At 66.0% G+C, this 26417-nt stretch carries 25 protein-coding genes; 14 read left to right on the forward strand and 11 right to left on the reverse strand.

From position 1 onward, the window contains the following. Positions 1–45: 45 nt before the first annotated feature. The 4 genes from ACIIOY_RS16805 to ACIIOY_RS16820 all read right to left on the reverse strand — a co-directional run bounded on the left by ACIIOY_RS16805 (position 46) and on the right by ACIIOY_RS16820 (position 3599). Complete coding sequence (locus ACIIOY_RS16805; RefSeq protein ID WP_411035826.1) at positions 46–780, reverse strand: DUF2259 domain-containing protein; 735 nt, start codon at positions 778–780, stop codon at positions 46–48. Beyond that, complete coding sequence (rpe, locus tag ACIIOY_RS16810; protein WP_411035827.1) at positions 777–1454, reverse strand: ribulose-phosphate 3-epimerase; 678 nt, start codon at positions 1452–1454, stop codon at positions 777–779. Before rpe ends, ACIIOY_RS16805 begins: the two co-directional genes overlap by 4 nt. Positions 1455–1521: 67 nt before the next feature. Continuing rightward, positions 1522–2526, reverse strand: coding sequence for a P1 family peptidase (locus tag ACIIOY_RS16815; protein WP_411035876.1), 1005 nt, complete (start codon positions 2524–2526; stop codon positions 1522–1524). Beyond that, positions 2523–3599, reverse strand: coding sequence for an ABC transporter substrate-binding protein (locus tag ACIIOY_RS16820; RefSeq protein WP_411035828.1), 1077 nt, complete (start codon positions 3597–3599; stop codon positions 2523–2525). Before ACIIOY_RS16820 ends, ACIIOY_RS16815 begins: the two co-directional genes overlap by 4 nt. Positions 3600–3785: 186 nt before the next feature. On the opposite strand from ACIIOY_RS16820, the gene ACIIOY_RS16825 reads away from it, so the two are divergent. From ACIIOY_RS16825 to ACIIOY_RS16855, 7 genes are all read left to right on the forward strand, one after another. Beyond that, positions 3786–4268 (forward strand): flavin reductase family protein, encoded by a 483-nt coding sequence (locus tag ACIIOY_RS16825; protein ID WP_411035877.1) that lies wholly within the window; start codon positions 3786–3788, stop codon positions 4266–4268. 78 nt (positions 4269–4346) lie between these two features. After that, positions 4347–5222 (forward strand): AAA family ATPase, encoded by an 876-nt coding sequence (locus ACIIOY_RS16830; RefSeq protein WP_411035878.1) that lies wholly within the window; start codon positions 4347–4349, stop codon positions 5220–5222. A gap of 3 nt (positions 5223–5225) precedes the next feature. Next, positions 5226–6488, forward strand: a complete 1263-nt coding sequence (locus tag ACIIOY_RS16835; protein WP_411035829.1) for a vWA domain-containing protein — start codon at positions 5226–5228, stop codon at positions 6486–6488. 54 nt (positions 6489–6542) lie between these two features. Next, positions 6543–6875 carry an XdhC family protein gene (locus ACIIOY_RS16840; RefSeq protein WP_411035830.1) on the forward strand — a complete coding sequence of 111 codons (333 nt, stop codon included), beginning with the start codon at positions 6543–6545 and terminating at the stop codon, positions 6873–6875. After that, complete coding sequence (locus ACIIOY_RS16845) at positions 6875–7573, forward strand: XdhC family protein (RefSeq protein ID WP_411035831.1); 699 nt, start codon at positions 6875–6877, stop codon at positions 7571–7573. The genes ACIIOY_RS16840 and ACIIOY_RS16845 overlap by 1 nt, the downstream gene beginning before the upstream one ends. Continuing rightward, on the forward strand, positions 7570–8223 hold the full coding sequence (locus tag ACIIOY_RS16850) for a nucleotidyltransferase family protein (RefSeq protein ID WP_411035832.1): 654 nt from the start codon (positions 7570–7572) through the stop codon (positions 8221–8223). The genes ACIIOY_RS16845 and ACIIOY_RS16850 overlap by 4 nt, the downstream gene beginning before the upstream one ends. 3 nt (positions 8224–8226) lie before the next feature. Next, positions 8227–8544, forward strand: coding sequence for a TfoX/Sxy family protein (locus ACIIOY_RS16855; protein WP_411035833.1), 318 nt, complete (start codon positions 8227–8229; stop codon positions 8542–8544). On the opposite strand, the gene ACIIOY_RS16860 is transcribed toward ACIIOY_RS16855, so the two are convergent. The 5 genes from ACIIOY_RS16860 to ACIIOY_RS16880 all read right to left on the reverse strand — a co-directional run bounded on the left by ACIIOY_RS16860 (position 8517) and on the right by ACIIOY_RS16880 (position 13343). After that, on the reverse strand, positions 8517–8954 hold the full coding sequence (locus ACIIOY_RS16860) for an NUDIX domain-containing protein (protein WP_411035834.1): 438 nt from the start codon (positions 8952–8954) through the stop codon (positions 8517–8519). The two genes, ACIIOY_RS16855 and ACIIOY_RS16860, sit on opposite strands and share 28 nt — an antisense overlap. A gap of 9 nt (positions 8955–8963) precedes the next feature. Continuing rightward, the gene (locus ACIIOY_RS16865) at positions 8964–10463 is read right to left on the reverse strand and encodes a DEAD/DEAH box helicase (protein ID WP_411035835.1); all 1500 of its coding nucleotides are present in this window, start codon (positions 10461–10463) and stop codon (positions 8964–8966) included. Positions 10464–10655: 192 nt separating this feature from the next. Further along, complete coding sequence (locus ACIIOY_RS16870) at positions 10656–11927, reverse strand: peptidoglycan DD-metalloendopeptidase family protein (protein ID WP_411035836.1); 1272 nt, start codon at positions 11925–11927, stop codon at positions 10656–10658. A 98-nt stretch (positions 11928–12025) separates the two neighbouring features. Beyond that, positions 12026–12853: a ferritin-like domain-containing protein gene (locus tag ACIIOY_RS16875; protein ID WP_411035837.1), complete on the reverse strand. Its 828-nt coding sequence runs from the start codon at positions 12851–12853 to the stop codon at positions 12026–12028. A 22-nt stretch (positions 12854–12875) separates the two neighbouring features. Then, complete coding sequence (locus tag ACIIOY_RS16880; RefSeq protein WP_411035838.1) at positions 12876–13343, reverse strand: peroxiredoxin; 468 nt, start codon at positions 13341–13343, stop codon at positions 12876–12878. Between the two features lie 150 nt (positions 13344–13493). Here ACIIOY_RS16880 and ACIIOY_RS16885 point away from each other — a divergent pair, with 150 nt between their 5' ends. Further along, positions 13494–16898: a YhdP family protein gene (locus tag ACIIOY_RS16885; RefSeq protein ID WP_411035839.1), complete on the forward strand. Its 3405-nt coding sequence runs from the start codon at positions 13494–13496 to the stop codon at positions 16896–16898. Between the two features lie 206 nt (positions 16899–17104). Here ACIIOY_RS16885 and tyrS read toward each other — a convergent pair whose 3' ends face one another. Further along, the gene (gene tyrS, locus ACIIOY_RS16890; protein ID WP_411035840.1) at positions 17105–18358 is read right to left on the reverse strand and encodes a tyrosine--tRNA ligase; all 1254 of its coding nucleotides are present in this window, start codon (positions 18356–18358) and stop codon (positions 17105–17107) included. A gap of 115 nt (positions 18359–18473) precedes the next feature. On the opposite strand from tyrS, the gene ACIIOY_RS16895 reads away from it, so the two are divergent. Both ACIIOY_RS16895 and ACIIOY_RS16900 read left to right on the forward strand, forming a co-directional pair. Continuing rightward, positions 18474–19607, forward strand: a complete 1134-nt coding sequence (locus ACIIOY_RS16895; protein WP_411035841.1) for an anhydro-N-acetylmuramic acid kinase — start codon at positions 18474–18476, stop codon at positions 19605–19607. A gap of 91 nt (positions 19608–19698) precedes the next feature. Next, positions 19699–20877: a GGDEF domain-containing protein gene (locus ACIIOY_RS16900; protein WP_411035842.1), complete on the forward strand. Its 1179-nt coding sequence runs from the start codon at positions 19699–19701 to the stop codon at positions 20875–20877. A gap of 72 nt (positions 20878–20949) precedes the next feature. Here ACIIOY_RS16900 and ACIIOY_RS16905 read toward each other — a convergent pair whose 3' ends face one another. After that, the gene (locus tag ACIIOY_RS16905; protein WP_411035843.1) at positions 20950–21627 is read right to left on the reverse strand and encodes an alpha/beta hydrolase; all 678 of its coding nucleotides are present in this window, start codon (positions 21625–21627) and stop codon (positions 20950–20952) included. A 222-nt stretch (positions 21628–21849) separates the two neighbouring features. On the opposite strand from ACIIOY_RS16905, the gene ACIIOY_RS16910 reads away from it, so the two are divergent. From ACIIOY_RS16910 to ACIIOY_RS16925, 4 genes are all read left to right on the forward strand, one after another. After that, positions 21850–23010, forward strand: coding sequence for a cysteine desulfurase family protein (locus ACIIOY_RS16910; RefSeq protein WP_411035879.1), 1161 nt, complete (start codon positions 21850–21852; stop codon positions 23008–23010). A gap of 139 nt (positions 23011–23149) precedes the next feature. Beyond that, entirely contained in the window at positions 23150–24619 is a 1470-nt protein-coding gene (sufB, locus tag ACIIOY_RS16915; protein WP_411035844.1) for a Fe-S cluster assembly protein SufB, read from the forward strand. A gap of 20 nt (positions 24620–24639) precedes the next feature. Continuing rightward, entirely contained in the window at positions 24640–25812 is a 1173-nt protein-coding gene (locus ACIIOY_RS16920; protein ID WP_411035845.1) for an AAA family ATPase, read from the forward strand. Further along, positions 25812–26408: a hypothetical protein gene (locus ACIIOY_RS16925; protein WP_411035846.1), complete on the forward strand. Its 597-nt coding sequence runs from the start codon at positions 25812–25814 to the stop codon at positions 26406–26408. Before ACIIOY_RS16920 ends, ACIIOY_RS16925 begins: the two co-directional genes overlap by 1 nt. Positions 26409–26417: the final 9 nt, after the last annotated feature.

Raw genomic sequence — 26417 nt, forward strand, 5'->3', positions numbered from 1 at the left:
CACGCTGCGCGCCTCCTGCCGCCGTAGGCACCGCCGGGCCCATGCCTATGGCCGGAAAGGCACGGCGATCCAGCGGCCGTCGGCGCCCTCGAAGCCGAAGCTGCGCACGAGCACCAGCGCGACATGGACGGGATCGGCGCCGGGCGGATTGAAGGTCACGGCGCCGGAGACCTGGTAGGAGAGCGGGCAGTTGCGGCTTTCGGGCACGCGCGTGTCCTCGTGGATCACCGTGTCCGCCGCCTCGCCGCCGCGCGTGACGAGCTTGAGGCGAAAGCCCTTGCCGCCGTCCGGCGTGATGTCCCGGCACGCGTGCGAAAGCGCCAGCGGGATTTCCTCCAGGACGAGCCCGTAAATCCCGCCCGGCGTCGGCTCGATGGCATGCGGGAGGTATTCGATGCGCTTGCGGTCGGCGCCCACCTCGCCCATCGGATTGAAGGCGGCGAGCACACCGGGATTGGCGAGCACCTTGTGCGCGTCGATGAGCGCCTTCGCCTTGTCCCGGCTTTCCGCCCGCGCCTCGGCGACGTCGGCGGCTTCATCGTCTATGCGCACGCGGATCGGCGTGCCGGAAAGGTAGGCGTCCTTTTCCGTGTCGATGAAATAGACGTTGGAATAGGGAAAGCCGGAGCCGTCCTGGACGCCGAACTCCTCGAAGGCGTAGACCTTGCCGTCGGACGAGAAGCCGAGCGACTGGAAGGTGGAAAAATCGCCGGCCGGGGCCTGTGCCGCCGCCAGCAGGCAGGCAGCAAGGGCGATCGGCGCTCTCGGCAGGATGGTCACGCCCGCGCTCCCTCCGCGTTGCCGCGCAGAGTGTCGATGGTTTTGCGGTAGGCGTCAACATGGCCGCCGCCGAAGATGGCCGAGCCCGCCACGAAGACATTGGCTCCCGCTGCGGCCGGCAGGGCGATCGTGTCGACCGCGATGCCGCCGTCGACCTCGATGTCGATCGGCCGGTCGCCGACGAGTGAGCGCACACGACGGATCTTCTCCTGCATCGCCGGAATGAACTTCTGGCCGCCGAAGCCGGGATTCACGGTCATGACGAGGATGAGGTCGATCTTGTCGAGCAGATAGTCGAGCACGCTTTCCGGCGTCGCCGGGTTGATCGCGACGCCCGCGCGCTTGCCGAGCGCCCTGATCGCCTGGAGCGAGCGGTCGAGGTGCGGACCGGCCTCGGCATGCACGGTGATGCCGTCGCAGCCCGCCTTGGCGAAGGCTTCGAGATAGGGATCGGCCGGCGCGATCATCAGGTGGCAGTCGAAGAAGGCGTTGGTGTGCGGGCGCAGCGCCTTGATGACATCCGGCCCGAAGGAGATGTTCGGCACGAAATGGCCGTCCATGATGTCGAGATGGACCCAGTCCGCCCCCGCCGCGACGACGTCGCGCACTTCCTGGCCCAGCTTGGCATAGTCGGCGGCGAGAATGGAGGGCGCGATCCGGATGGGAAGGGTCATGTCAGGCTCCGTGGCGACGATTGCAGCGTGGCCATACCATCCCGCAACGGGGCGAACAACGGGCGAATTACCGCGCAGCCCAGCTTGCCATGGCATCGCCCGGCATCGGTTTGGCGTCGTGCACCCCGCGGGCGACGGCGCGCGCCATGGTGGAGGCCGCCGCAGCGCAGAGATCGACGAAATCCTCCTGCGCCGGCACGCGGCCGCTCCTTCCGGTCGCGAGCGCGAAGACGAGATCGCCGTCGAGCGGCGTGTGGGCCGGCCAGAGGGCGCGGGCAAAGCCGTCATGGGCGGCGATCGCCAGCCGCTTGGCCTCGGCCTTGCTCAGTGCCGCATCGGTGGCGATCACCGCGATCGTCGTGTTCTCCATGCCGGTCGGCCGACGCGACATTTTCGTGCGCGGGACGCGGGCCTCCTGCGGGAACGGGGCGGGCAGGCCGAGCCCGCCGAATTCCGCCGCCTCCTCGAAGGGCGCGGCCCAGAAATGCCGCGTATCGCCGACCGTCGCCGAGCCGAGCGCATTGACCGCCACCAGCGCGCCGACGGCAAAGCCGTTCGCAAGGACGCTGGAGGCCGAGCCGAGGCCGCCCTTGAAGGTGGCGGTGAGCGCTCCCGTGCCGGCGCCCGCGCTGCCGGTTTCGAAATCGTCGGCGGCAGCGGCGAGCGCCGCGTAGCCGAGCTCGCGATAGGGCGGATAGCGTCCCCAGTCCTTGTCGCCGCCGTTCATGAGATCGAAGAGGATGGCGGCGGGCACGATCGGCACGCGGTAGGGTCCGACGGCGAAGCCGCGGCCCGCCTCGCGCAAGCCCGCCTGCACGCCGGCCGCGGCGTCGAGCCCGAAGGCCGAGCCGCCGGAAAGCACGACGGCATCGACCGTCCGCACCGTGTTGTGCGGTTCCAGAAGGTCGGTCTCGCGCGTGCCCGGCGCGCCGCCCAGCACCTGCACGGCGGCGGTCGCCGGCTCCTCGCAAAGAACGACCGTGACGCCGGAGCGCAGGACGTGATCCGTCGCATTGCCCACCTTCAGGCCGGCGACATCCGTGATGAGATTCTTCGGCCCCGGCTTCACTATTCGCTCTCCGGCACCGTTTCCGCCGGCACGAAAGCGCCGGAACGCCACACAAGCAGATGATAGGGGTTTTCGGCAAGCTCGCGATCGGCGTCGAACGCGACGGTGCCGACCGCGGTCGCAAAGCTGCCGCCGGCGAGCCTTTCCGTCAGGTCGCCGCCCTGGGCGGCCGCCGTCGCAAGCGCGGTCACGGCGGCATGGGCGGGCAGCACGTAGCCTTCCGCAACGATGCCCCGTTGCTTCATTGCCGCCGCGACCGGCCGGCCGTCCGGCAGGGCCCCGTAGTCCGGCAGCGCGATGGCCTTCACGCCGTCCGTCATCGGCACGAGCGGGTCGGCACCGAGCAGCGCCTCGCCGCCGAGCAGGGCGAGGGGCAGCTTCTCGCCTTTCGCATCGCGCGCGATCACCGCGACGTCCGTGCGGTCGCCGCCGACGAAGACGTGCGTGACGCCGGTCTTGGCGAGACGGCGCACGAGCGTGAGCTGCTGCTCCTGCGCGGGGCGGAACGTGTCGACGAAGGTCGCTTTCATGCCGATCTCCTCCAGCCGCAGCCGCACCGTCTCGACCAGCTCGCGGGCATGGATCGTTCCGTCGTCTATGAGGGCGAAGGGTTCCGATTTCCAGTCGCGGGTGATGATCTCGACCGCCTTGTCCGCCTCCGCCCTGGGGCCGGGGGCGAGACGGAAGAGCGGCCATTTCTTCTTCAGCGCGTCCTCCATGAGGATGCCTGAGCGCACGGAAAGCGTGATTGCCGGCACGTCCGCTTCGGCAAGCGCCGGCAGCGAGGCGGAAAGTCCCTCGGTGCACAGGAAGCCGACGGCGGCGACGGCGTTTGCGGCCAGGATCTCCTTGGCGATGCCGTCGCCGTCGGTCTCGTCGCAGGCCTCCGCTATCTCCGCGACCGTGTCGCCGCTCGCCTCGGCGGCAAAGCGCGCGCCGTTGCGGACCTGCTCGCCGAGGATGGCGAGCGGACCGTCCTTCGGCGCGACGACGGCGAAGACGAGGCCGGCCGCCGCCGCGGGCGAGGCGGCGAGCACGGCGGCACCGAGCAGGCTGGCGAGGAGGGTGGTCTTCATTGTCAATCCATGGATCGCGATCACGCCCTTTGTAAGGATCGGGCCCGGAGCGTCAAAGGGAAATATCCCCGCAAAACCCTCTTTGTCTCTGGCAAGACAGGAAAATTCGACTTCGGGGCTTACATTTTTCTTCATTTTCGCCATGTATCTCCTTTGTCAAAGGAGAAGGCCGTGTTGGACAGATTGATGGTGGACTCGTCGCTCTACCGCGATGCCATGAGCCGCTATGCGGGCCACGTGCAGATCGTGACGACGGCCCATGGCGGCGAGAGGCGCGGCGTGACGATCACCGCCGCCTGCTCCGTGTCCGACAACCCGGCCACGCTGCTCGCCTGCGTCAACGCGTCCAACCCGAAGAACGCGATCTTCTCCAGGAGCGGATACTTCGCGCTGAACACGCTCGCCGCCGACCAGATCGACCTTGCCAACGCCTTTTCCGGCCGCGATCCTTCCCTGACGTCGGAGGAACGCTTCGCCATGGGCGACTGGCAGGAGCTTGTGACCGGCGCGCCGGTGCTGAAGGATGCGCTCGCCGCCTTCGATTGCCGTCTCGTCGAGATCAAGGTCATGGCTACCCACATGGTCCTGATCGGCGAGGTGATGGACGTTTCCTTCGGCGAGCCCAAGCCGGCCCTTCTTTATGTGGACCGGGGCTACCGCTCGCTATAAATTCATCCTCCGGAACGGAGGAGCGGCGTGCCCTATCAACGCGGACGAATCCCGCAATCGATCGACGAGACGGTCGCCATGCTGTCGGCGGGAAACTACCTTGCCGGGCGCTCGCTCGCGACCGTGCTCTTCCTTTCGCTGCGCATGAAGCGCCCGCTCTTCCTGGAAGGGGAGGCCGGCGTCGGCAAGACCGAGATCGCCAAGGTGCTCGCCGCCTCGCTCGACCGGCCGCTGATCCGCCTGCAATGCTACGAGGGCCTCGACGTCTCCTCGGCGGTCTACGAGTGGAACTATCCGGCGCAGATGCTGGAGATCCGCCTTGCCGAAGCCGCCGGCACCACGGATCGCGGCCGCATCGAGGCCGACATCTTTTCCGAGCGCTACCTGATCCGCCGTCCGGTGCTCCAGGCCCTGTCCTCGCCGGATGGCCGCGCGCCCGTCTTCCTCATCGACGAACTGGACCGCACCGACGAGGCCTTCGAGGCCTTCCTGCTGGAGGTGCTGTCCGATTTCCAGGTGACGGTCCCCGAACTCGGCACGATCCGCGCCGCCGAGCCGCCCATCGTCATCATCACGACGAACCGCACGCGCGAAGTGCACGACGCGCTGAAGCGGCGCTGCCTCTACCATTGGGTGGACTATCCGCAGGCCGCGCAGGAACTGGAGATCATCCGGCGCAAGGTGCCGGGCTGCAACGAGACGCTCTCGCGGCAGGTCGTCGCCTATGTGCAGAAGCTGCGCACGCTCGACCTCTTCAAGAACCCGGGCGTCGCCGAAACCATCGACTGGGCGAGCGCGCTCACCGAACTCGACCGGGTAGCGCTCGATCCGGAGACGGTTTCCGACACGCTCGGCACGCTCCTCAAGTACCAGGACGACATTGCCCGCATGGAAGGCGCGGAAGGCCGCAAGCTTCTCGAAGATGTGAAAGCCGGTCTGGCGGCGGCGGGCTGAGCGATGACGGCTGTGGCGGACAACGGGATTTCTGGCGCCGCCATCGACGGACGGCTCGCCGACAATATCGTGCATTTCGCCCGCGTGCTGCGCAAGGCGGGGCTGCGCATCGGTCCTGCGGCGGTCACCGACGCCATCGAGGCGGTCGGGGCGATCGGCATCGGCTCGCGGGAGGAGTTTTACGCCGCGCTGCATGCCACCCTGGTCAAGCGCCACGAGGACGACGCGGTCTTCGACGAGGCCTTCCACCTGTTCTGGCGCGCCCGCGATCTCGTCGGCAAGATGATCGCGCTGATGTCGCCGGTGGCGGCGCGGCACGAGGAGCGCGAGAGGCGCAAGGCGGGGGAGACCCGCGTCTCGGATGCGCTGTTCGGCGGACGGGAGGATCGGCGGCGCCTTCGCGACGAACCGGATGTGGAGGTGGACGCCCGCTTTACCGCTTCGGGCAGCGAACGCCTGCGCAAGGCCGACTTTGCGCAGATGACCGCGGCGGAGCTTGCCGAAGCCAGGCGGGCGATCCGCGGTCTCGTGCTGCCGATGGACGAGGTGCGCACGCGCCGCTTCCGCCGCAGCAACCGTCCCGTGGCGTTCGACGCGCGCGCCACGATGCGCCATGCCATGCGCACCGGCGGCGCGCTGATCCTGCCGCGGCACCGCGAGCCGAAGAGGGTGGCCCCGCCGCTCGTCGTGCTTGCCGACATTTCCGGCTCGATGAGCCAGTACACCCGCATCTTCCTGCACTTCCTGCATGCGCTCGGCGAGCATCGCCGCCGGGTGCACGTCTTCCTCTTCGGCACGCGGCTCAGCAACGTAACGCGGCAGATGCGCCATCGCGATCCGGACCTTGCGGTCGAGGCGTGCAGCCAGGCGGTGAGCGACTGGTCGGGCGGCACGCGTATCGGCGAGGCGCTGAAGACGTTCAACAGGCTCTGGTCGCGCCGCGTGCTGGGGCAGGGCGCCGTCGTGCTGCTGATCACGGACGGGTTGGAGCGTGAAGGCATCGACCTGCTCGAAAAGGAGATGGACCGGCTGCACCGCTCCTGCCGGCGTCTCGTCTGGCTCAATCCGCTCCTGCGCTTCGAGGGGTTCGAGGCACGGGCGCGCGGCGTCCGGGCCATGCTGTCGCATGTGGACGAACTCCGGCCGGTGCACAATCTGGAGGCGATGGCCGACCTGGTGGCGGCGCTTTCCGGCGAGGCGCGGCGCGGTGCCGGCGACCCGCGGCGCTTCCTGCCGGGCGCCGGGGCGGCTCCGGCACGCATGTGAAACGGTTCCGCCCCGCAATTGCCTGAAACAAGGAAATGGACCGAGGAGGAGAGAATGGACGGACAGGCAGACGACAGGCTCGACCCGCTGGCCATCGCGGAGCGCTGGATGGACGACGGGCGCACCGTGGCGCTCGCGACCGTGATCGAGACCTGGGGCTCGGCGCCGCGCCCGGCCGGCAGCCACCTGGTCGTCGACGGCGAGGGCAATTTCCACGGCTCCGTTTCCGGCGGCTGCGTCGAGGGGGCGGTGATCGGCGAGGCGATGGAGGTGATCGGCGACGGCGAGCCGCGCATGCTGGAATTCGGCGTCGCCGACGAGACGGCCTGGCGCGTCGGCCTTTCCTGCGGCGGACGCATCCGCGTCTATGTGGAGCGGGTGGGCTGATGGACCCCTATCTGCTGCGCAAGCTGAACGCGGAGCGCGCCGCGCGCCGCGCCGTCATCCACCTGACGGACCTCGGCGACGGGCGCGACCGGGTGATCCGCGAGGGTGATCCCGTCGCCGGGCCGCTCGGCGCGGCGATCGCCGATGCATTCCGCTCCGGCAGGTCCGGGGTGGTGGAGGCGGAGGGCCGGCAGTTCTTCCTCAACGTCCACCTGCCGCCGGCGCGCATCGTCGTCATCGGCGCGGTTCATATCAGCCAGGCGCTCGCCCGGATGGCCACGGTCGCCGGCTTCGACATCACGATCATAGACCCGCGCACGGCCTTCGCCACGCAGGAGCGCTTCGCCGGCATCGACCTCGTCGCGGACTGGCCGGAGGACGCGCTGAGGACGCGGCCGCTCGATGCCTATACGGCGCTTGCCGCCGTCACGCACGATCCGAAGATCGACGATTTCCCCCTGTCGCAGGCGCTTTCCACGGGCTGTTTCTACGTCGGCGCGCTCGGCAGCCGGAAGACCCATGCCAAGCGCGTCGAACGCCTGAAGGCGCTCGGGCACGGCGAGGCGGAGATCGGCCGGATTTCGGCGCCGATCGGCCTCGACATCGGGGCGGCGAGCCCTGCCGAGATCGCCGTTTCCATCCTGGCGGACATCGTGGAGCACCTGCGCCGCCGGCCCCTGCGCGGAGGCGAGCCGTGATCCCGGATGAGATACCGGCTCCCGGAGCGGGCACCCGACCGGCGGACCGGCCGCCGTCCGTCGCGGCGCTGGTGCTTGCCGCGGGACGCGCCAGCCGCATGAAGGGCAGCCACAAGCTGCTCGCCGCCTTCGACGGCAAGGCGCTCGTGCGCCGCTCGGCGGAGGCGGCCCTGGCGGCGAAACCCTTGCGGGTTCTCGTGGTGACGGGGCACCGGGCGGAGGAGATCGAGGCGGAGCTTGCCGGGCTCGCCGTCGATATCGTGCGCAATCCGGATCATGCGCTGGGCATGTCGACGTCCTTGCGGGCGGGTGTTTCGGCGCTCGGTGCGGAGTGCGACGGCGTCGTGGTGATGCTGGCGGACATGCCCTATGTCACCGGCGCCGACGTGCGCCGGCTGCTCGACGCCTTCGCGGCGGGCGGCGGCCGTGCGGTCGTGCGGGCGGTCTCGGGCGGCAGGCGGGGCAATCCCGTCGTGCTGCCGCGTGCGACCTTCGCCGCCATTCTCAGGCTTGAAGGCGATGTCGGCGCGCGGCATATCGTGGACGGCGCGGGGATCGACGTCGTGGACGTGGAGATCGGCGAGGCGGCGCATGTCGATGTCGACACGCCGGAGGCGGTGCTCGCCGCGGGCGGCGTTCTGAAAGGGTAGGGCATGGATCGGGATGCGATCGAGGAGATGTTCGAGGCGCTGGGACCGGTGACGATCAAGCGCATGTTCGGCGGCAAGGGCATCTATCACCAGGGCCGCATCCTGGCGCTGGAGGTGGACGGCGAAATCCTGTTGAAAGCCGACGGGGAAAGCGCGCCGGATTTCGCGGCCGCCGGCAGCCGGCAATGGGTCTATCAGGGAAAGCGGGACAAGCCGGTGAAGATGCCCTACTGGTCGATCCCCGGCGAAGCCTTCGACGACCCGGACGAGATGGCCGTCTGGGTGCGGCGGGCCTACGAGGCGGCGCTGCGCGCCGGGTGACGCCCGCCGAGCGCCTTCACGGCATCCGCGGCGAAGCGCGAGAGCGGCGCGGGCAGCGCGTCGAGCGCGAACCAGCCGAATTCGGGCAGCTTTTCCGGCTCCGTGACGCGCGGCTCGCCGGCAAAATCCTCCGTCACATAGATGAGCGAGAGCCAGTGCTGGCGCTCGTCCTCGATGATCTGTTCGGAAACGCACAGGAGATCGACGGCGCCGATGGCAAGCCCCGTTTCCTCCTCCGCCTCGCGGCGGGCGGAGTGGACGGCGCGTTCCATGTGGTCGATCTTGCCGCCGACGATGTTCCAGGAGCCCGCCTCCGGCGCGCGCAGGCGGCGGTAGAGCAGGAGCTTGCCCTCACGCAAAATAGCCAGGCCGCAACCGAGGCCTGGCACGTCGATGCCGGGAACGGGCATGAAGGAGGATCAGGCCTTGCCGGCGATCAGCATGAAGGCCGGCACGTCGTCGCCGAAGCCGAGCGGCGTCGGGCCGTCGTCCTCGTCGCGGCGGTAGCGGCTGCGGCGGTCACGGCTGTCGTCGTTGGCCGGGCGCGGCGCGGCGTGGTTCGCCGCCCGCGGATTGCGGGCGGGATTCTGCGGCCGCCCTTCCGCCTTGCGTTCAGCTTTCACGGCTTCCACCTTCTCTTCGGTCTCGCTGGTCTCGATGCGGGGCTCGGCTGCACGGCTCTCGCCCTTGCGTGCGCGGGAACGATCACGGTCGCGGTCACGACCGCCGCGTTCGCGGCCGCCGCGGGGACGCTCGCGCTCCTCGCTCTCGGCCTGCGGCGGAAGCGCGTCGAGGCCGCCGTTCAGCCACTCGATCTTCTGATCGATCAGCTTCTCGATGGCATCGACATATTTTCCGTCGCGCTTGGATACCAGTGTGAAGGCGGCGCCCGAACGCCCGGCACGGCCGGTGCGGCCGATGCGGTGGACATAGTCCTCGGCATGGATCGGGACGTCGAAATTGAAGACGTGGCTCACGTCCGGAATGTCGAGGCCGCGGGCCGCAACGTCGGATGCCACGAGAAGCGTGAGCTTGTTTTCCTTGAAGTTGGCGAGCATCGTCGTGCGCGCCCGCTGGTCCATGTCGCCGTGCAGCGCACCGACGGAGAAGCCGTGGCGGTCGAGCGAGCGGAAGAGGTCGGCGACGTCGACCTTGCGGTTGCAGAAGATGATGGCGTTCTTCAGGTCGGTCTGCGCGCGGATGAGGTCGCGCAGCACGGCGCGCTTCTCGTAGTCCTTGCTGTGGGTGGCGACGAGCCGCTGCGTCACGGTCTTGGCGGTGGAGGAGGGCGGCGCCACCTCGATCCGCTCCGGGTTCTGCAGGAAGCGGTCGGCCAGCTTCTGGATTTCCGGCGGCATGGTCGCCGAGAAGAACAGCGTCTGGCGGGTGAAGGGAATGAGCTTGGCGATGCGCTCGATGTCCGGGATGAAGCCCATGTCGAGCATGCGGTCGGCTTCGTCGATGACGAGGATTTCCACGCCGGTCATCAGCAGCTTGCCGCGCTCGGTGTGGTCGAGCAGCCGGCCGGGGGTGCAGATGAGGACGTCCGCGCCGCGCTCCAGCTTGCGGTCCTGCTCGTCGAAGGAGACGCCGCCGATGAGGAGGGCGACGTTCAGCTTGTGGTTCTTGCCGTATTTCTCGAAGTTTTCCGCGACCTGCGCGGCAAGTTCGCGCGTCGGCTCGAGGATGAGCGTGCGCGGCATGCGGGCGCGGGCGCGGCCCTTTTCGAGCAGCGTCAGCATCGGCAGCACGAAGGAGGCGGTCTTGCCGGTGCCCGTCTGGGCGATGCCGAGGATGTCGCGCCGCGCGAGCGCCGGCGGGATGGCGCCGGCCTGGATGGGAGTCGGGATGGTGTAACCCGCATCGGTGACGGCGGACAGGACTTTCGGGCTCAGGCCAAGATCAGCAAAAGTGGTCAAAGGGAAAACAGTTTCCGTTTCGGTTCTATGAACGCAAGGGGCTTCAGCGGCCGAAGCGCCGCTAGGATGGAGCGCACATATGCCGAAAGGGCCGGAAAGTCAAGGAAATCAGTGAATTTGGTGAATCCGCCAGCGATTTGAAGCCTGTGGCGGACAATTTCGCCATGCGAAAGCGTTCCGTCTTGCGTTGCGTCAATCCATGTAGGTCGTCAGCTTCATGCCGGCGGTGAGGAAGCGCATGGGGTCGATCGCCTTGCCGTCGCGGCGCACTTCGTAGTGCAGGTGCGGGCCGGTGGAGCGGCCCGTCGTGCCGGAAAGGCCGACCGGGTCGGCGGCCTCCACATGGTCGCCGACCTTGACGAGCACGCGGGAAAGATGGGCGTAGCGGGTCGTTATCCCGTTGCCGTGGTCGATCTCGACCATGTTGCCATAGCCGCCGTTGCGGCCGGCGACGGTGACCGTGCCGGCGCCGCTGGAGCGGATCTGCGTGCCCGTGCTGGCGCGGAAGTCTATGCCGGCATGAAGCGCGAGGCGGCCGAGGAACGGGTCGGTGCGGTTGCCGAAGCGGCTCGTGATGCTGCTGCCGGGCGACGGATTGCCGAAGGGCAGCTTGCGCGCCGTACGGCGGGCGGCGTCGAGGCGCTCCAGCGCGATGTCGAGGTCGTTGATCGAATCCTCGAACAGGTCGGTGGCTTTCATCGGCTCGACGAAGGGACCGCCGACCGCGCTGTCCGAATCACCCCCGGCGGAGGCCGTCTCGGTCACGTCGAAGCCGGTGCGGCGCAGGATGGACTGGATGGCGTCCGCCGTCTCGGATGCGCCCGCCGTCAGCGATTGAATGCGGTTCAGCTGCTCGTGCTCCAGGTCCTTCAGCGACAGGGTGACCCTGGAGAACAGCCGGTCCGCGCGGTCGGCGACCGATTCGGCGGCCGAGGCGTAGGCGAGCTGGGCCGTCTTGCGCGGCGAAGGATCCATGACGGCGCCGGCCGCATCGGCGCGGCGCCCGCCGGTCACCGGCTTTTCGCCCGGCAGCGGAACGGTCTCCGCCTCTTCCGCCCCGCCGCTTTCGGCACGGTTGAGGAGGGCGTCGAGCTTGCCGTGGCGCTCGGAAAGGGCGAACTGCTGCTGCATCAGCTTTTCCACCTTCTCTTCCACGACCTGCTGGTCGAGGAGCTGGCGGCTGGTGACACGGTCGACCTGGGCGCGGAGCGCCGAGATGCGGTCCTCGTAGTCGTGCTGCATGCGCGCCTGCCGCGCCATCGTGGCGCCGATCAGGTCGTCGCGCAGCACGAGGTAGGAGGTCGCGGCGAGGTAGCCGACGGTGAACATGCCGGCAAAGCAGAACGTGACGGCGGCCATCCACGGGCGGATGGTCATGTGACGGATCTTGTCGCCGCTTGCCAGGATCACGACATGCTGCTGCGCGCGTTTTCCGAAGACGCGGTTTTCAGGACGCTCCGCCACCGATAACTCCCCGAGCGATTCTGCTGGTCTTGTGCGGGGGAATTACACATTGTTATGGTTAACAAAGCCTTTCGCGGAGAGGTTGCGGACAGCAAATATCAGCTTTGGCTCACGGAAACGAGCGAGCGGTAGAAGGAGGGCGTCAGGCCCGCCTCGGCACGCGCGACGTCGTTGAACGGCGGCTTGAGCGGCCCGCGGAAATTCGCGCGGACCAGTTCCTTGAAGGTCGCGGACGGGTCCTTCTTCTCGCGGGCGCAGAGGAAGCGGAACCATTTGGCGCCGACCGCCACGTGCCCCTTCTCGTCGTTGTAGATGATGTCGAGGATGTCGGCGCTGGCGTGGTCGCCGGTCTCGCGCATCCTGGCCTGAAGGGTCGGCGTCACGTCGAGGCCGCGCGCTTCGAGGATGAGTGGCACGACGGCGAGGCGGGCGGTCAGGTCGTTGCGCGTGTCGTGCGCGGCCTGCCACAGCCCGTCATGGGCCGGCAGGTCGCCGTATTGCGCGCCGAGGTCGCGCAGGCGGTCGCGGATGAGGCGGAAGTGCTTGGCCTCCTCGAAAGCCACCTGCATCCAGCCGTCGAAGAAGGAATGCGGCACGCGCTCCGTCGTGAAGCGGGCGACGATGTCGAGGGCGAGGTCCACGGCGTTGAGCTCGATATGGGCGAGCGCATGGAGAAGGGCGATGCGGCCCTTCACCGTGTGCAGGGAGCGCTTTTCCATGTGCTTCGGCGGAATGAGCTCCGGCTTCTCCGGCCGGCCCGGCCGCGCGGGCAGGGCCGGGTCGCGGGGCGAGCGCATCGAGAGCGTGCGGGCGAACCAGCGCCGCGCCGTCTCCTGCGCCAGCGCGGTCTTCAGGTCGAGGTCGGCGGCCGCGATCGCCGCCGTGGTGCCGCCGCGCAGGCTTTCGATATGCGGAAGCTCTCTCATTCCAATACCTTGTCAAAAATATTTAAAGTTTCTTGGCGGCTTCGAGCACGGCTTCCACATGCCCCTTGACCTTCACCTTCGGCCAGATTTCGGCGATCCCGCCGGCGGCGTCGACGAGGACCGTCGTGCGCTCGACGCCCATATAGGTGCGGCCGTACATGCTCTTTTCCTTCCACACGCCGTAGGCTTCCAGGGTCTCCAGGCCTTCGTCGGAGGCGAGCGGCACGCCGAGGCCGTGCTTCTTGACGAACCTGTCGTGCTTCTTCACCGGATCCGGCGACAGGCCGATGAGCGCAATGCCGGCCGCATCGAAATCGGCCTTGGCGGCGGTGAAGTCCTTCGCTTCGATCGTGCAGGCCTCCGTGTCGTCCTTCGGATAGAAGAACAGGACGACGGGCCGGCCGCGGAACTGGGAAAGCGAAATGGTGCCTCCGCCGTCGCGCGGGAGGGTGAAATCGGGCGCTTTTTCGCCCGGTGCCAGTTCTGCCATGGGATTTCCTTTCTTTGGCCGGCTTTTTGAGTCAAGCACACGGCCTCCCGCATATATAGTGGCAGGCAGAATCGTCCAGCGGCGAGCGGACGACGCGCGGCGATTCCGTTGGATAAAGCGGCGCGCAGGGGCAGAGGAAACAATCGCGAGATGGGAGAGATCCGCGGCGAGAAAGTCGTGTTCCGCAGAAAGGACATCGTTCCGCTGCACGAGTTGCCCTCCGCCAAGGCGCATGAGCCCATCGTCCTGCATGCGGTCGAGGCGGGCCGCATGGGCATCTTCTGCCGCTTCGCCGCCGCCACCGCCGCGCTTTTCCTGTTCCTCCTCGCGCTGATCATCGGGCTCGTCGAAACCGGGCTTTTCGACAGCACGCTGAACGCCCGCGCCGTTGCCGCGCTCAACCAGGCGCTCGGGCCGCGCTATCGTGCCTCGGTCGACCATACGGTGCTGCGCCTTGCCGGCCTCAGCGGCTTTGCCCTCAAGGCGGAGGATGCCCGGATCATCGAGGTCGAATCGGGCAAGGAGCTGGCGACGACGGAATCCGTCGGCATCGTGCTCGATCCCCTGGCGCTTGCCTCCGGCCACATCGCGGTCTCCCGCCTCGACGTGGGCGGCGTCACGTTCAACGCGGCGCTCTTGCCGAGGAGCAAGCCGCTCGATCTTGCGGCGCTGCGCATTTCGGACGTGCCGGATTATCTGGAGACCACCTTCGAGCGGCTGGACGGCGTCAACCGCCTGATCGACGCCAACGGCATGCAGACCTTCAGCATTGCCGATCTCGGCGCGACCTTCGAGGGCTCGGACGGCCGGCCCGTCGTGCTTTCGATCGCCAGCCTCCGGTTTTCCCGCGACGGCGAGGGCACGATGTCGATCGGCGGCACCTTCTCGCTCGACGGCAGGGAGGGCGAGATCGACCTCACGGCGAAGACCGGCGGCGGAGCCGTCCGCACGATCGACGGAGCGATCCGCAACATCGCGCTCGGCGATTTCCTCCTCAACCATACGCCGGAAGGCGTCGTTCATTCCGGGCTGGACACGACGGCGGACCTCTCCATCGGCGCGAAGCGGGAGATCGACGGGGCAGGGCCGGACCTGGTTCTCGACGTGAAGCTGGCGGCGGGCGCGGTCTATGGCGACGGGATCGCCGCGCAGCTTCGTCCGTCCACGGTGAGGGCGAGCTACAATTTCGACAAGGGCTCCATCGAGCTGGCTTCAACGGATGCGAGCGTCGGCCAGTCGCATTTTCCCTTCACGGGCGGCCTCATCGACCTCGACCGGGTTTCCGACAGGCCGGACAAGGGGTTTGCCATCGACCTCGTCTTCAGCAACGCCATCAGCCGGCCTGTCGATTCCACCGAGGCGCCGATCCGCTTCGACGCCAAGGTCAACGGCTATTACCTGCCGAAGACGAAGAACCTGCTGTTCGAGGAGATGGCGGTGTCGAGCGAGAAAGGCAACGTCGCCGGTTCGCTCGCCATGCGCTTCGGCGACCGGGAGCCGGAGGTGAGCTTCGTCATGATCGCCAGCGAACTGCAATCGGCGGCGGTCAAGCAGTTCTGGCCCTTCTGGATGGCCAAGACGGCGCGCAGCTGGGTGATCAAGAACATCTTCGGCGGCACCGTCACGAACGGCCGCATCGAGTTCTACCTTGCCGAAGGGCGCGAGCGCGAACCGGGCGTGCCGATGCATCTGGGAGCGGACGAGCTGAAGATCGACTTCGACATCGAAGGCGCGCGCATGAACGTGGCGGGCGAGATCCCGCCGCTGCGCGACACCTCCGGGACCTTCCGCCTGCGCGGCCCGCGTACGGAGATCGGCATTACCGGCGGCACGGCCTATTTCCCCTCGGGCCGGGCCGTCGCGCTCACCGGCGGTACCTTCGTGCTGCCCGACAACTACACCAAGCCGCTGATGGCGGACATGGATATCGATGTCGCGGGCAATGCCGACGCCATCGCCGAGCTGGTCACCTACCGGCCGATCCGGGCGCTCCCTTCGACCGGCTTCACGCCGGAGGATTTCAGCGGCCTCGTGAAGGCGAAGGTCAAGGCGCGGTTCGGCCTCATCGCCGCGCACAATCCCCCGCCGCCGGAATGGACCGCCGCGCTGACGCTCGACAATGTGGACGTGCGCAAGCCCATAGCCGGCCGCGAGGTGAAGGCGCTGCGCGGCCTGCTTGCGATCGACCCGCAGATGGCCGACCTCGACGCCAAGGCCGACATCGACGGCGTGACGCTCGACCTCGAACTGATCGAGCCGGTCAACAAGAACGCCGGCGTTCCGCGCAAGACGATCCTTTCCGGCACGCTGGACAACAGGGACCGCCGGAAGCTGCTTCCGGGCCTGGAGGACGTCCTGGAGGGGGATATCGCGGTACGGCTCGAGCAGGAGGGCGACGGGCCGCGGACCGTCGAGGCGGACGTGAGCGGCGCGGCCGTGTCAATTCCCTGGATCGGCTGGACGAAGGGCGCGGGGATCGGCGGCAAGGTGACGCTGACGGCGGACACCAAGGACGGCACGACCAGGGTTTCCGATTTCCGCTTTGCCGGCGATGGCTTCAACGTTGCCGGCGACCTCGTCTTCCGAGGCTCCACGCTGGATTCGGCGAGTTTCTCCTCGGTCCGGCTTTCGGCGGACGACCGGTTCCGCCTGAAGGTCGAGCGCGGCAAGTCCGGTTATTCCGTGGTCGCCGACGGCGAAGCGGCCGATGTCCGCCAGGTGCTGGCACGCCTCAAGAACCCGGCGGGCGGCGGCAGCGGCGGCGATGGCGATGGCGGAAAACAGGGCGCGAGTGTTCAGGCGAACCTGGCGCGAGCGGTGGGCTTCAACGGCGAAAGCCTTTCCAACGTGAATTTCCGCTACACGACGACCGGCGGCCGCATTTCGGCGCTCGAGCTTTCCGCGGTGACGTCGAGCGGCGCGCCGGTGGTCGGGCAGCTTGCCGGCAACGACGGCGCGGACATCATCCAGTTGACCAGCGGCGATGCCGGCGCGATCGCGCGCTTTGCCGACATCTACCGCCACATGCGCGGCGGCCTCCTGAACGTGCGGCTGCGCGAGACCGCCAACAGCGGCTGGCTCGGCTCGGTCGATATCCGGAATTTCTCCCTCGTGGGGGAGGAGCGCCTGCGCTCGCTCGTCTCGACGCCGGCCGGGGAGAGCGGCAGGAGCCTCAATGACGCCGTGCGGCGCGAGATCGACGTCAGCGCCGTCAAGTTCTCGCGCGGGTTTGCGCAGGTGCGCGCCGGCGGCGGTTCCCTCAGCCTTGCGAACGGCGTGGTGCGCGGCGAGACGGTCGGGGCGACCTTCCAGGGCACGGTGCGCGATGCCAACGGCCAGACGGACATGACCGGCACCTTCATGCCGGCCTACGGCCTCAACCGGCTCTTCGCCGAACTGCCGCTGATCGGCATCCTCCTCGGCAACGGCAACGACCGCGGCCTGATCGGCATCACCTTCAAGCTCTCCGGCGCGTTCGACAAGCCGAGGCTCACCATAAACCCGCTCTCGATCATCGCGCCGGGCGTCTTCCGCAACATCTTCGAGTTCCAGTGAGAGGGGCGCCCGGAGGCGGCCTGGTTTGACGCAACATTCCCCCGGAGCACGCCGTCATCCTCGGGCTTGACCCGAGGATCCATTCTTTTCAAAGGCTTATGGATGGTCGGGTCAAGCCCGACCATGACGGTGGAGAGGTTGGGCGTCCTTTGTCCGCAGTCGGAAGGCCGCCCCAGGGCGGCCCTCGATCGGTCGTCCTGCCAGCCTCAGGCCGGCCGGACGAGGATGTGCTTCTTCTTGCCGAGCGAGAGCTTGATCACGCCGTCGGCGGAAACGTCCGCGGTGCCGACCACGCGGCGTTCGTCCGAGACGGCCGAATCGTTGATGCGCACGGCCCCGCCCTGCACATGGCGGCGGGCCTCGCCGTTGGAGGCGGCAAGGCCGGCCTTGACGACGAGCGTCAGGAGGCCGATGCCGGCATCGAGCTCGCCGGCCGCCACCTCGATCGACGGCAGGTTTTCCGCGATCGCGCCTTCCTCGAAGGTCTTGCGCGCGGTCTCGGCGGCCTGCTCGGCGGCCTGGCGGCCGTGCAGGATCGCGGTTACTTCCGTGGCGAGGATCTTCTTGGCCTCGTTGATCTCCGAGCCGCCGAGCTTCGCCAGCCGGTCGATCTCGTCCATCGGCAGCGTGGTGAAGAGCTTGGCGAAGCGCACGACGTCGGCGTCCTCGGTGTTGCGCCAGTACTGCCAGAAATCGTAGACCGGCAGCAGGTCCTTGTTGAGCCAGACGGCGCCGGACGCCGACTTGCCCATCTTCGCGCCCGACGCGGTCGTCAGGAGCGGCGAGGTCAGCGCGTAGAGCTGCGGCGTGCCCATGCGGTGGCCGAGGTCGATGCCGTTGACGATGTTGCCCCACTGGTCGGAGCCGCCCATCTGCAGGCGGCAGTCGTAGCGCTTGTTCAGCTCGACGAAGTCGTAGGCCTGGAGGATCATGTAGTTGAATTCGAGGAAGGACAGCGAATGCTCGCGGTCGAGGCGCGTCTTCACGCTGTCGAAGGAGAGCATGCGGTTGACCGAGAAATGCCGGCCGACGTCGCGCAGGAACTCCAGGTAGTTGAGAGGGCGAAGCCACTCGGCGTTGTTGATCATCAGCGCCGGGTTTTGGGCTCGGTCGTAGTCGAGGTAGTTGGCGAAGACGTGCTTCAGCGAGACGATGTTTTCCTCGATCGTCTCGACCGTCATCAGCTTGCGCGCCTCGTCCTTGAAGGACGGGTCGCCGACCATGCCGGTGCCGCCGCCCATCAGCGAGATCGGCCGGTGTCCGGTCGCCTGGAACCAGTGCAGCATCATGATCTGGGTCAGGTGGCCGACATGCAGGCTCGAGGCCGTCGGGTCATAGCCGATATAGGCCGTCACAGTTTCCTTGGCGAGGAGGTCGTCGAGGCCGGTCTCATCGGAAATCTGGTGGATGAAGCCGCGCTCTTTCAGCGTGCGAAGGAAATCGGATTTGAATTCGGACATGGCCTGTCTCTCTGGTGGGATCGTTTCGGCCGGGCAAGAATTTCCGGCGGACCGCCGGGCGTTTAGCACCGTTTACGCGCATAATCACTCCAAAAGTGATTCTGGAGAGAGCGGCATGACGGCTATACGCACGGCGATCGGCCTGATGAGCGGAACCAGCCTCGACGGCATCGACGTCGCGCTGGTGCGGACCGACGGCGAGGCCGTCGTCGAGCGCGGTCCATCCATGGGACGCCCCTACGACGTCGCCTTCCGCAGACGCCTCCAGGGCGCGCTGGACACGGCGAGGACGATCGGGGAGCGTGCCGAGAGGCCGGGCGATCTCGCGGAGATCGAGCGGGAGCTGACCCTTCGCCACGCCGGGGCCGTGCGGGAATTCCTCGCGCAGAACGGTCTGGAGGCCTCGGGCATCGACGTCATCGGCTTCCACGGCCAGACGGTGCTGCACCGGCCGGATGCGGGCCTGACGGTGCAGCTCGGCGACGGCGGGCTTCTGGCGCGCGAGACCGGCATCGACGTGGTCTGCGACATGCGGGCGAACGACATGGCGCATGGCGGGCAGGGCGCGCCGCTCATCCCCGCCTATCACGCCGCGCTCGCCGCCGGCCTTTCCGGCGCCGGCGCGAAGGCCGTGGTGTTCGTCAACATCGGCGGCATCTCCAACATCACCTTTATCGGAAGCGGCGGCGGGATCGTCGCCTACGACAGCGGTCCGGGCAACACGCTGATCGACCAGTGGGTGGAGGCCCATGCCGGCATTCCCTACGACCAGGGCGGCATGATCGCCTCGGAGGGCCGTGTCGATCCCGCGCTTGCCGAGCGCTATCTCAGCCATGCCTTCTTCTCCGACCCGGTGCGCCGTTCGCTCGACCGCAACGATTTCCGCCCGCCGGAAGGGGCGGAGGCGAGCCTGGAGGACGGTGCGCGCACGCTGGCGCACGTCACGGCCGCGGCGATCCTGCGTTCCGCCCGGCACCTGCCGGAGCGGCCGAAGCTCTATGTCGTGTGCGGCGGCGGGCGGCTCAACCGGGTGATCATGGGCGACCTTGCGGCGCTCGCCGAGGTCGAGGGCGCGGAGGTCGTTGCGGCCGAGGCGATCGGCCTCGACGGCGACAGCATGGAGGCGGAGGCCTGGGCCTATCTCGCCGTGCGCTCCCTGCGGGGCCTGCCGCTCACGTTTCCCGGAACGACCGGCGTGAAGGCGCCCGTCACCGGCGGCATAGTGCGGAAAGCAGCCTCCGCCGGTTAACGCTTTTTTCGCCGCCGCTCTCTAGCATCGCTTCGGATCGTTCCGGGGCGTTTCTGCACGGTACGGCCTTTGATCTTGCATAGGGTGGCCGATGAGTGGCGCAGGCTTCCTGCTGACGGTGAACTTCCTCATCGCGCAGTGTTTCTGCATGTTCTTCCTGGCGGTTTCCGCCAGGAGCCGCAACCGCGTTGCCGCCCGCTGGTTCGCCGGATGCTTCGCGGTCGCCTCGCTGTCCACGATCTTCGAGCTTCTCGTCGCCTATGTTCCCCCGCCGAAGCCGTGGGCGATCCTCGCCTTCGCCTCGGTGCTGGGCGGCATGTTCATGCTGCGCGTCGGCATCGGCCACCTTTACGGCGTCAAGACCAACCGCGCGCTCCTCGCTGCCGTTTTCGCGGCCTTCGTGGCGCTCGACTACGTGATCTACGACCTGCCGCGCGGCACGCTGCAGCATGCGCTGCCCTATCAGGCGCCCTTTGCGGTCGCGCTCGGCATGAGCGCCTGGGCCGCCTGGCGGGCGAAGGTGAAAACCTTCGTCGACCGGGCGCTCGTCGTGCTGCTGGCGTTGACGAGCGCGCATTTCATCGTGAAGGCCTTCGCCGCCGTTCTCGCCGGCTCGGGCACCACGGCAAAGGATTACATCTCCAGCCAGTTCGCCTTGCTGTCGCAGAGCATGAGCGCGGTGCTGATCGTCGCCGTCGGCCTGATGCTGCTCTGCGTGCTGGTGCTGGAGATCGTGGCCGACGAGAAGGTCAATGCCGAGGTCGATCCGCTCTCCGGGCTGCTCAACCGCCGGGGCTTCGACAATCGCGTCGGCGCGCTGATGGCCGGGCAGGGGCCGCACAGCATCGTGCTCTGCGACCTCGACCATTTCAAGTCGGTGAACGACACCTACGGCCACCAGGGCGGCGACGCCGCCATCCGGGCCTTTGGGGAGATGCTGCAGGCAGCCGCGCCGAAGGGCGCTCTCGCCGCCCGCATCGGCGGGGAGGAGTTCCTGCTGTTCCTGCCGCGCACCGGCAAGGAGGCGGCCTTGCTCTTCGCCCATGCGCTGCGCGCGACCCGCTCCGTCTCGCCCGTTCCCGGCCTGCCGCCGGCCGTGCGGGTCACGTCGAGTTTCGGCGTGGCGGAGATCGGGGCGAACGAGCCCCTGCGCTTCGCCATGCGCCGGGCCGACGATGCGCTCTATGCCGCCAAGAATGCCGGACGCGACTGCGTGCGCGCGGCCGAGCCTCCGGCCGTCGTGCTCGAAGTCGTCAAGCGGGCGAACTGACGGCAAGGAAAAGGCCCGATGGCGGAACCATCGGGCCTTGTGCATTCAGGTGCTTTCCGGAACTGCGGCCGGTCAGCGGATGCGCTTGGCGGCCGGCTCAGGCGTCAGCTCTCCGGCAAGGCGGCGGTCGAGATAGTCCTCGCATTCGGCCATCAGCGTTTCTGTGTGGCCGGTGAAGAAGTGGTTGGCGCCGGGCACGGTGCGGTGCGTGATCAGGATTCCCTTCTGCGTCTTCAGCTTTTCCACGAGGCCGTTGACGTCCTTCTCCGGCGCCACCTTGTCGGCGTCGCCGTTGATGATGAGGCCGGAGGACGGGCAGGGCGCCAGGAACGAGAAATCGTAGATGTTCGGCTGCGGGGCGATCGACATGAAGCCCTCGATCTCCGGGCGGCGCATCAGGAGCTGCATGCCGATCCAGGCGCCGAAGGAATAGCCGGCGACCCAGCAGCTCTTGGAATCGGGATGCAGGCTCTGCACCCAGTCGAGCGCGGAGGCGGCGTCGGACAGCTCGCCCGCGCCGTGGTCGAACTCGCCCTGGCTGCGGCCGATGCCGCGGAAGTTGAAGCGCAGCGTCGTGAAGCCGCGCTTCTGGAACATGTAGAAGAGCTGGTAGACGATCTGGTTGTTCATGGTGCCGCCGAACTGCGGATGCGGATGCAGCACGATGGCGATGGGGGCGTTCTTCTGCTTGGACGGCTGGTAGCGGCCTTCAAGGCGACCGGCAGGTCCGTTGAAGATGATTTCGGGCATTCTTACTCCGGCACGTTCGCGTTCTGGAACGGATTCTTGTCAACTGAAGTCTTGACGAAAGCACTCAGCTTTTCTAGAACCTAGTTTAGAACTGTTCGAAACTGGTTGGGCGCATATCGGGCGCCGTGAGCTTGGTGTCATAAGGCAAGCCCGACGGAAATTTCAAGAAAAATGCACGCCGCCCTGAACTTGCCGGACGCGCACGGACAAATAATGACGAAGATGCAGCGCACATATCTGGACTGGAACGCCACGGCGCCCTTGCTGCCGGCGGCGCGCGAGGCCGTTGTCGCCGCGCTCGACATGGTCGGCAATCCGTCTTCCGTCCATGGCGAGGGGCGGGCGCTGCGCATGCTGGTCGAAGCCGCGCGCCGCGACGTCGCGGCGCTGGTGGGGGCCGCTCCGGCGCATGTGATCTTCACGAGCGGCGCCACCGAGGCGGCCAACCTGGTTCTGACGGCCGATTACCGGATGGGCCGCACGCCGCTTGCCGTCGGCCATCTGTATGTTTCGCAGATCGAGCATCCGGCGGTCCGCGAGGGCGGCCGTTTTGCCCGGGAAAACGTCACGGCCGTTCCGGTCACCCGCGCCGGCCTGGTCGATGCCGGCATTCTGGAAACGCTCCTTCAAGGCCACGACAAGGCAAGCGGCTTGCCGATGGTCGCGGTCATGCTCGCCAACAACGAGACGGGCATCGTGCAGCCGGTCAAGGCGGTCGCGGAGATCGTGCGCCGCCATGGCGGGCTGCTCGTCGTCGATGCGGTGCAGGCCGTCGGCCGGATGCCGGTGGACATCGGGGCGCTCGATGCGGATTTCCTCATCCTCTCCTCCCACAAGCTGGGCGGCCCGAAGGGCGCCGGCGCGCTCGTCTCGCGCGGCGAGGTGCTGATGCCCGCGCCGCTAGTCCGCGGCGGCGGCCAGGAGAAGGGGCACCGCTCCGGCACGGAGAACCCGGCGGCGCTCGCCGGCTTTGCCGCGGCCGCGCGCGCCGCTTCCGCCGGCATGGCCGAGCGCAACGCGCGGATCGCAGGCTTGCGCGACGCGCTCGAAGCCGGCATGCGTGCGGCGGCCGGCGACGTCCTCATCCATGGCGCGGACGTCGAGCGCATCGCCAACACCTCCTTCTTCAGCCTGCCGGGCCTCAAGTCCGAAACCGGACAGATCGCCTTCGACCTCGAAGGCATCGCGCTTTCGGCAGGCTCGGCCTGCTCCTCCGGCAAGGTCGGGCAGAGCCATGTGCTGGCGGCCATGGGCTTCGATACCGCGCTCGGCGGGCTGCGCGTCTCGCTCGGGCCGGGCTCGGGCGAGGGGGATGTGGAACGGTTCCTGGCCACGTTCGCGCGCGTGGTCTCGCGGCGGCGGATGGCGGAAACCGCGGCCTGAGGCGAATTTTGAGGAAAGGCGAGTTTTCGCTTGCCAAAAGGTGGGAAAAGCCTCCTTTGGCGCTTACATAACCGGCGGGAGGATCCGCCAGACGTTGACAAACTGCCGGACCTTGGATCCGGCAAGATTGGAGAACGACATGCCTGCGGTGCAGGAAACGATCGATCAGGTCCGTCAGATAGACGTCGACCAGTACAAATACGGCTTCGAGACGACGATCGAGATGGACAAGGCGCCGAAGGGCCTTTCCGAAGAGATCATCCGCTTCATCTCGGCCAAGAAGAACGAACCCGAATGGATGCTCGAATGGCGCCTGGAGGCCTATCGCCGCTGGCTGACCATGGAAGAGCCCACCTGGGCGCGCGTCGACTATCCGAAGATCGACTTCAACGACCTCCACTACTATGCCGCCCCGAAGAACCAGAGCGGGCCGAAATCGCTCGACGAGGTGGATCCGGAGCTGCTGAGGACCTACGAGAAGCTCGGCATTCCGCTGCGCGAGCAGGAAATCCTTGCGGGCGTCGAAAAGTCCAAGATCGCCGTCGACGCCGTCTTCGACTCGGTCTCGGTCGTCACGACCTTCAAGGAAGAGCTGAAGAAGGCCGGCGTGATCTTTATGTCGATCTCGGAGGCGATCCGCGAGCATCCCGACCTCGTGAAGAAGTACCTCGGCTCCGTCGTCCCGACGACCGACAACTTCTATGCCACGCTGAACTCGGCGGTCTTCACCGACGGCTCCTTCGTCTTCGTGCCGAAGGGCGTTCGCTGCCCGATGGAGCTTTCCACCTATTTCCGCATCAACGAGAAGAACACCGGCCAGTTCGAGCGCACGCTGATCATCGCGGAGGAGGGCGCCTACGTCTCCTACCTCGAAGGCTGCACCGCGCCGCAGCGCGACGAGAACCAGCTGCACGCCGCCGTGGTCGAGCTGATCGCGCTCGACGATGCCGAGATCAAGTATTCCACCGTCCAGAACTGGTATCCGGGCGACAAGGAAGGCAAGGGCGGCATCTACAACTTCGTGACGAAGCGCGGCGATTGCCGGGGCAGGAACTCCAAGATCTCCTGGACGCAGGTCGAGACGGGCTCCGCCATCACCTGGAAGTACCCGTCCTGCATCCTGCGCGGCGACGGCTCGCGCGGCGAGTTCTACTCGATCGCCGTCTCGAACGGCCACCAGCAGATCGACTCGGGCACGAAGATGATCCATCTCGGCAAGAACACGTCGAGCCGCATCATCTCCAAGGGCATTTCCGCGGGCTTCTCCAACAACACCTATCGCGGCCAGGTTTCGGCCCACCGCCGGGCGGAGAACGCGCGCAACTTCACCCAGTGCGACTCGCTCCTGATCGGCGACAAGTGCGGCGCGCACACGGTGCCCTATATCGAGGCGAAGAACGCCACCGCCCAGTTCGAGCACGAGGCGACCACCTCGAAGATTTCCGAAGACCAGCTCTTCTACTGCCTCCAGCGCGGCATTCCGGAAGAGGCGGCGATCGCGCTGATCGTCAACGGCTTCGTCAAGGAGGTCATCCAGGAACTGCCGATGGAATTCGCCGTCGAGGCGCAGAAGCTCATCGGCATCTCGCTGGAAGGCTCGGTCGGCTGACCGGATGAGAGGTATTTCCGATGATTGTCACTAAGGTACAACTCACCAATTGGCGCAATTTTAAACGCGCTGAGGCTAGGTTGAGAGAAGTCAGCTACATTCTTGGCATCAATGCATCGGGAAAATCTAATTTTCTGGATGTTTTTAGATTTCTTCGCGATATTGCCAAACCAACTGGTGGCGGCCTTCAAAAAGCGATCGCCGATCGCGGAGGTTTAAAAAAACTCCGCTGCCTTCATGCTCGCTCTCATCCTGAAATAAAGTTGCAAATTGAAGTTTCCAATTCCTCTGACGCGGAAGCTCCTACTTGGAAGTATGAGCTTTCGGTTGTGTCTGAAGGAAAGGGAGCGCAACGTCCAGTTATTAAATCGGAGCGCGTTACCCATTTCGACGACAATGGTGTCGAGTCGGAAATAATCAATCGCCCGGATCAGAATGATCGGCAAGATCCAGCACGTTTAACACAAACATCCATGGAGCAAATTCAGGCTAACCGTGAGTTTAGAGGCCTCGCGGATTTTTTCTCAAATATCAGTTACCTTCATGTTGTTCCTCAACTTCTTAAATTTGGTGATTTGATTGGCGGACGTACCTTGGAGAATGACCCTTTCGGTCAGGCTTTTATGGATCGTTTGGCAAAAACCCCTGAGAAAACAAGAAATTCGAGGCTTAGAAGAATTGAGACAGCACTTAAGCGAGTGGTACCACATTTAAACGATCTTAGCTTCTCGCCTGATGAGACAGGAAGACCGCATCTTGAGATTCGGTACGAACATCACCGGCCAAAAGGAGCACGGCAGCTGGAAGATCAGTTTTCGGATGGCACGCTTAGGCTTATTGCTTTATTTTGGCTTCTCTTGGACGGTGATTCATTACTTCTTTTGGAAGAGCCCGAACTCTCCTTAAACGAAGAGATCGTTCAGCAAATTCCATATCTTATTACATCCGTACAAAGAACACAGAAGCGTAGGCGCCAAGTTTTGGTAACAACCCATAGCAAATCGATGTTGGATAACGCGGGGATCGATGGACGAAGTTTAGTCATGCTGGAGCCATCTACCGAGGGAACCAGCATTCGTGGAGCAAGTAATCAGGAGCAGATTGCACTCAAGGCGGGGCTTACGGTTGCCGAGGTTATTTTGCCTGCAGCACAACGAAATCGAGGTCAAAAAATGCAACTGGAGTTGCTTTGATGGGCTTCATGTATCTCGCTGTTGAGGACGAGCTTAGCGAAGAGGTTGGTATTAGAATAATTAAGGGCGTTCTTGGTTCCGGCTTCGCATTTAAGACGTTACGTAAAAATGGATTTGGATACTTGAAATCAAAAATTGAGAGTTTCATTGAGATGTCTCAGTATTACCCCGTCTTGATGATAACGGATTTAGATAAAGAAGCTTGTGCGCCTAAATTGAAGGAAAAATGGTTCAAGTCATTGGAAAAGCCTGAAAGGTTTATTTTTAGGATAGCAGTGAGAGAAATTGAATCTTGGGTTCTTGCCGATACGGATGATTTTGCTGCGTATCTTGGGGTTAGGCCATCCTTATTACCAAAGAATCCTGATGCCTTGCTGGATCCTAAAGCGACATTGATAAATATCGCCAAAAAAGCAAAAAAGCCACTTCGCTTGGATATTGTACCTGAACAAGGAGCGATCGCCGTACAAGGACTAGGATACAATAGGGCTCTTTGCCAGTTTATCCGTGAGCAGTGGGACTGCCAGAGGGCAGCTAGTAGAAGCGAAAGCCTAAGTAGAGCTTGTACAAGGGTGGCAGAGCTCCGATCGAATTGAGGAATGGAA

The organism is Shinella agrisoli (genome assembly GCF_046557955.1).
Taxonomy (GTDB): Bacteria; Pseudomonadota; Alphaproteobacteria; order Rhizobiales; family Rhizobiaceae; genus Shinella.

What these genes read in the sequence shown, in the direction of transcription:
- ACIIOY_RS16880 (WP_411035838.1), bottom strand. Translation starts at nt 13,343, where the DNA reads ATGGCAGAACTGGCACCGGGCGAAAAAGCGCCCGATTTCACCCTCCCG.
- ACIIOY_RS16830 (WP_411035878.1), top strand. Translation starts at nt 4,347, where the DNA reads ATGCTGTCGGCGGGAAACTACCTTGCCGGGCGCTCGCTCGCGACCGTG.
- ACIIOY_RS16845 (WP_411035831.1), top strand. Translation starts at nt 6,875, where the DNA reads ATGGACCCCTATCTGCTGCGCAAGCTGAACGCGGAGCGCGCCGCGCGC.
- ACIIOY_RS16910 (WP_411035879.1), top strand. Translation starts at nt 21,850, where the DNA reads ATGCAGCGCACATATCTGGACTGGAACGCCACGGCGCCCTTGCTGCCG.
- ACIIOY_RS16920 (WP_411035845.1), top strand. Translation starts at nt 24,640, where the DNA reads ATGATTGTCACTAAGGTACAACTCACCAATTGGCGCAATTTTAAACGC.
- ACIIOY_RS16925 (WP_411035846.1), top strand. Translation starts at nt 25,812, where the DNA reads ATGGGCTTCATGTATCTCGCTGTTGAGGACGAGCTTAGCGAAGAGGTT.
- ACIIOY_RS16825 (WP_411035877.1), top strand. Translation starts at nt 3,786, where the DNA reads ATGGTGGACTCGTCGCTCTACCGCGATGCCATGAGCCGCTATGCGGGC.
- ACIIOY_RS16900 (WP_411035842.1), top strand. Translation starts at nt 19,699, where the DNA reads ATGAGTGGCGCAGGCTTCCTGCTGACGGTGAACTTCCTCATCGCGCAG.
- ACIIOY_RS16905 (WP_411035843.1), bottom strand. Translation starts at nt 21,627, where the DNA reads ATGCCCGAAATCATCTTCAACGGACCTGCCGGTCGCCTTGAAGGCCGC.
- ACIIOY_RS16895 (WP_411035841.1), top strand. Translation starts at nt 18,474, where the DNA reads ATGACGGCTATACGCACGGCGATCGGCCTGATGAGCGGAACCAGCCTC.
- ACIIOY_RS16820 (WP_411035828.1), bottom strand. Translation starts at nt 3,599, where the DNA reads ATGAAGACCACCCTCCTCGCCAGCCTGCTCGGTGCCGCCGTGCTCGCC.
- ACIIOY_RS16860 (WP_411035834.1), bottom strand. Translation starts at nt 8,954, where the DNA reads ATGCCCGTTCCCGGCATCGACGTGCCAGGCCTCGGTTGCGGCCTGGCT.
- rpe (WP_411035827.1), bottom strand. Translation starts at nt 1,454, where the DNA reads ATGACCCTTCCCATCCGGATCGCGCCCTCCATTCTCGCCGCCGACTAT.
- ACIIOY_RS16835 (WP_411035829.1), top strand. Translation starts at nt 5,226, where the DNA reads ATGACGGCTGTGGCGGACAACGGGATTTCTGGCGCCGCCATCGACGGA.
- sufB (WP_411035844.1), top strand. Translation starts at nt 23,150, where the DNA reads ATGCCTGCGGTGCAGGAAACGATCGATCAGGTCCGTCAGATAGACGTC.
- ACIIOY_RS16885 (WP_411035839.1), top strand. Translation starts at nt 13,494, where the DNA reads ATGGGAGAGATCCGCGGCGAGAAAGTCGTGTTCCGCAGAAAGGACATC.
- tyrS (WP_411035840.1), bottom strand. Translation starts at nt 18,358, where the DNA reads ATGTCCGAATTCAAATCCGATTTCCTTCGCACGCTGAAAGAGCGCGGC.
- ACIIOY_RS16855 (WP_411035833.1), top strand. Translation starts at nt 8,227, where the DNA reads ATGGATCGGGATGCGATCGAGGAGATGTTCGAGGCGCTGGGACCGGTG.
- ACIIOY_RS16875 (WP_411035837.1), bottom strand. Translation starts at nt 12,853, where the DNA reads ATGAGAGAGCTTCCGCATATCGAAAGCCTGCGCGGCGGCACCACGGCG.
- ACIIOY_RS16840 (WP_411035830.1), top strand. Translation starts at nt 6,543, where the DNA reads ATGGACGGACAGGCAGACGACAGGCTCGACCCGCTGGCCATCGCGGAG.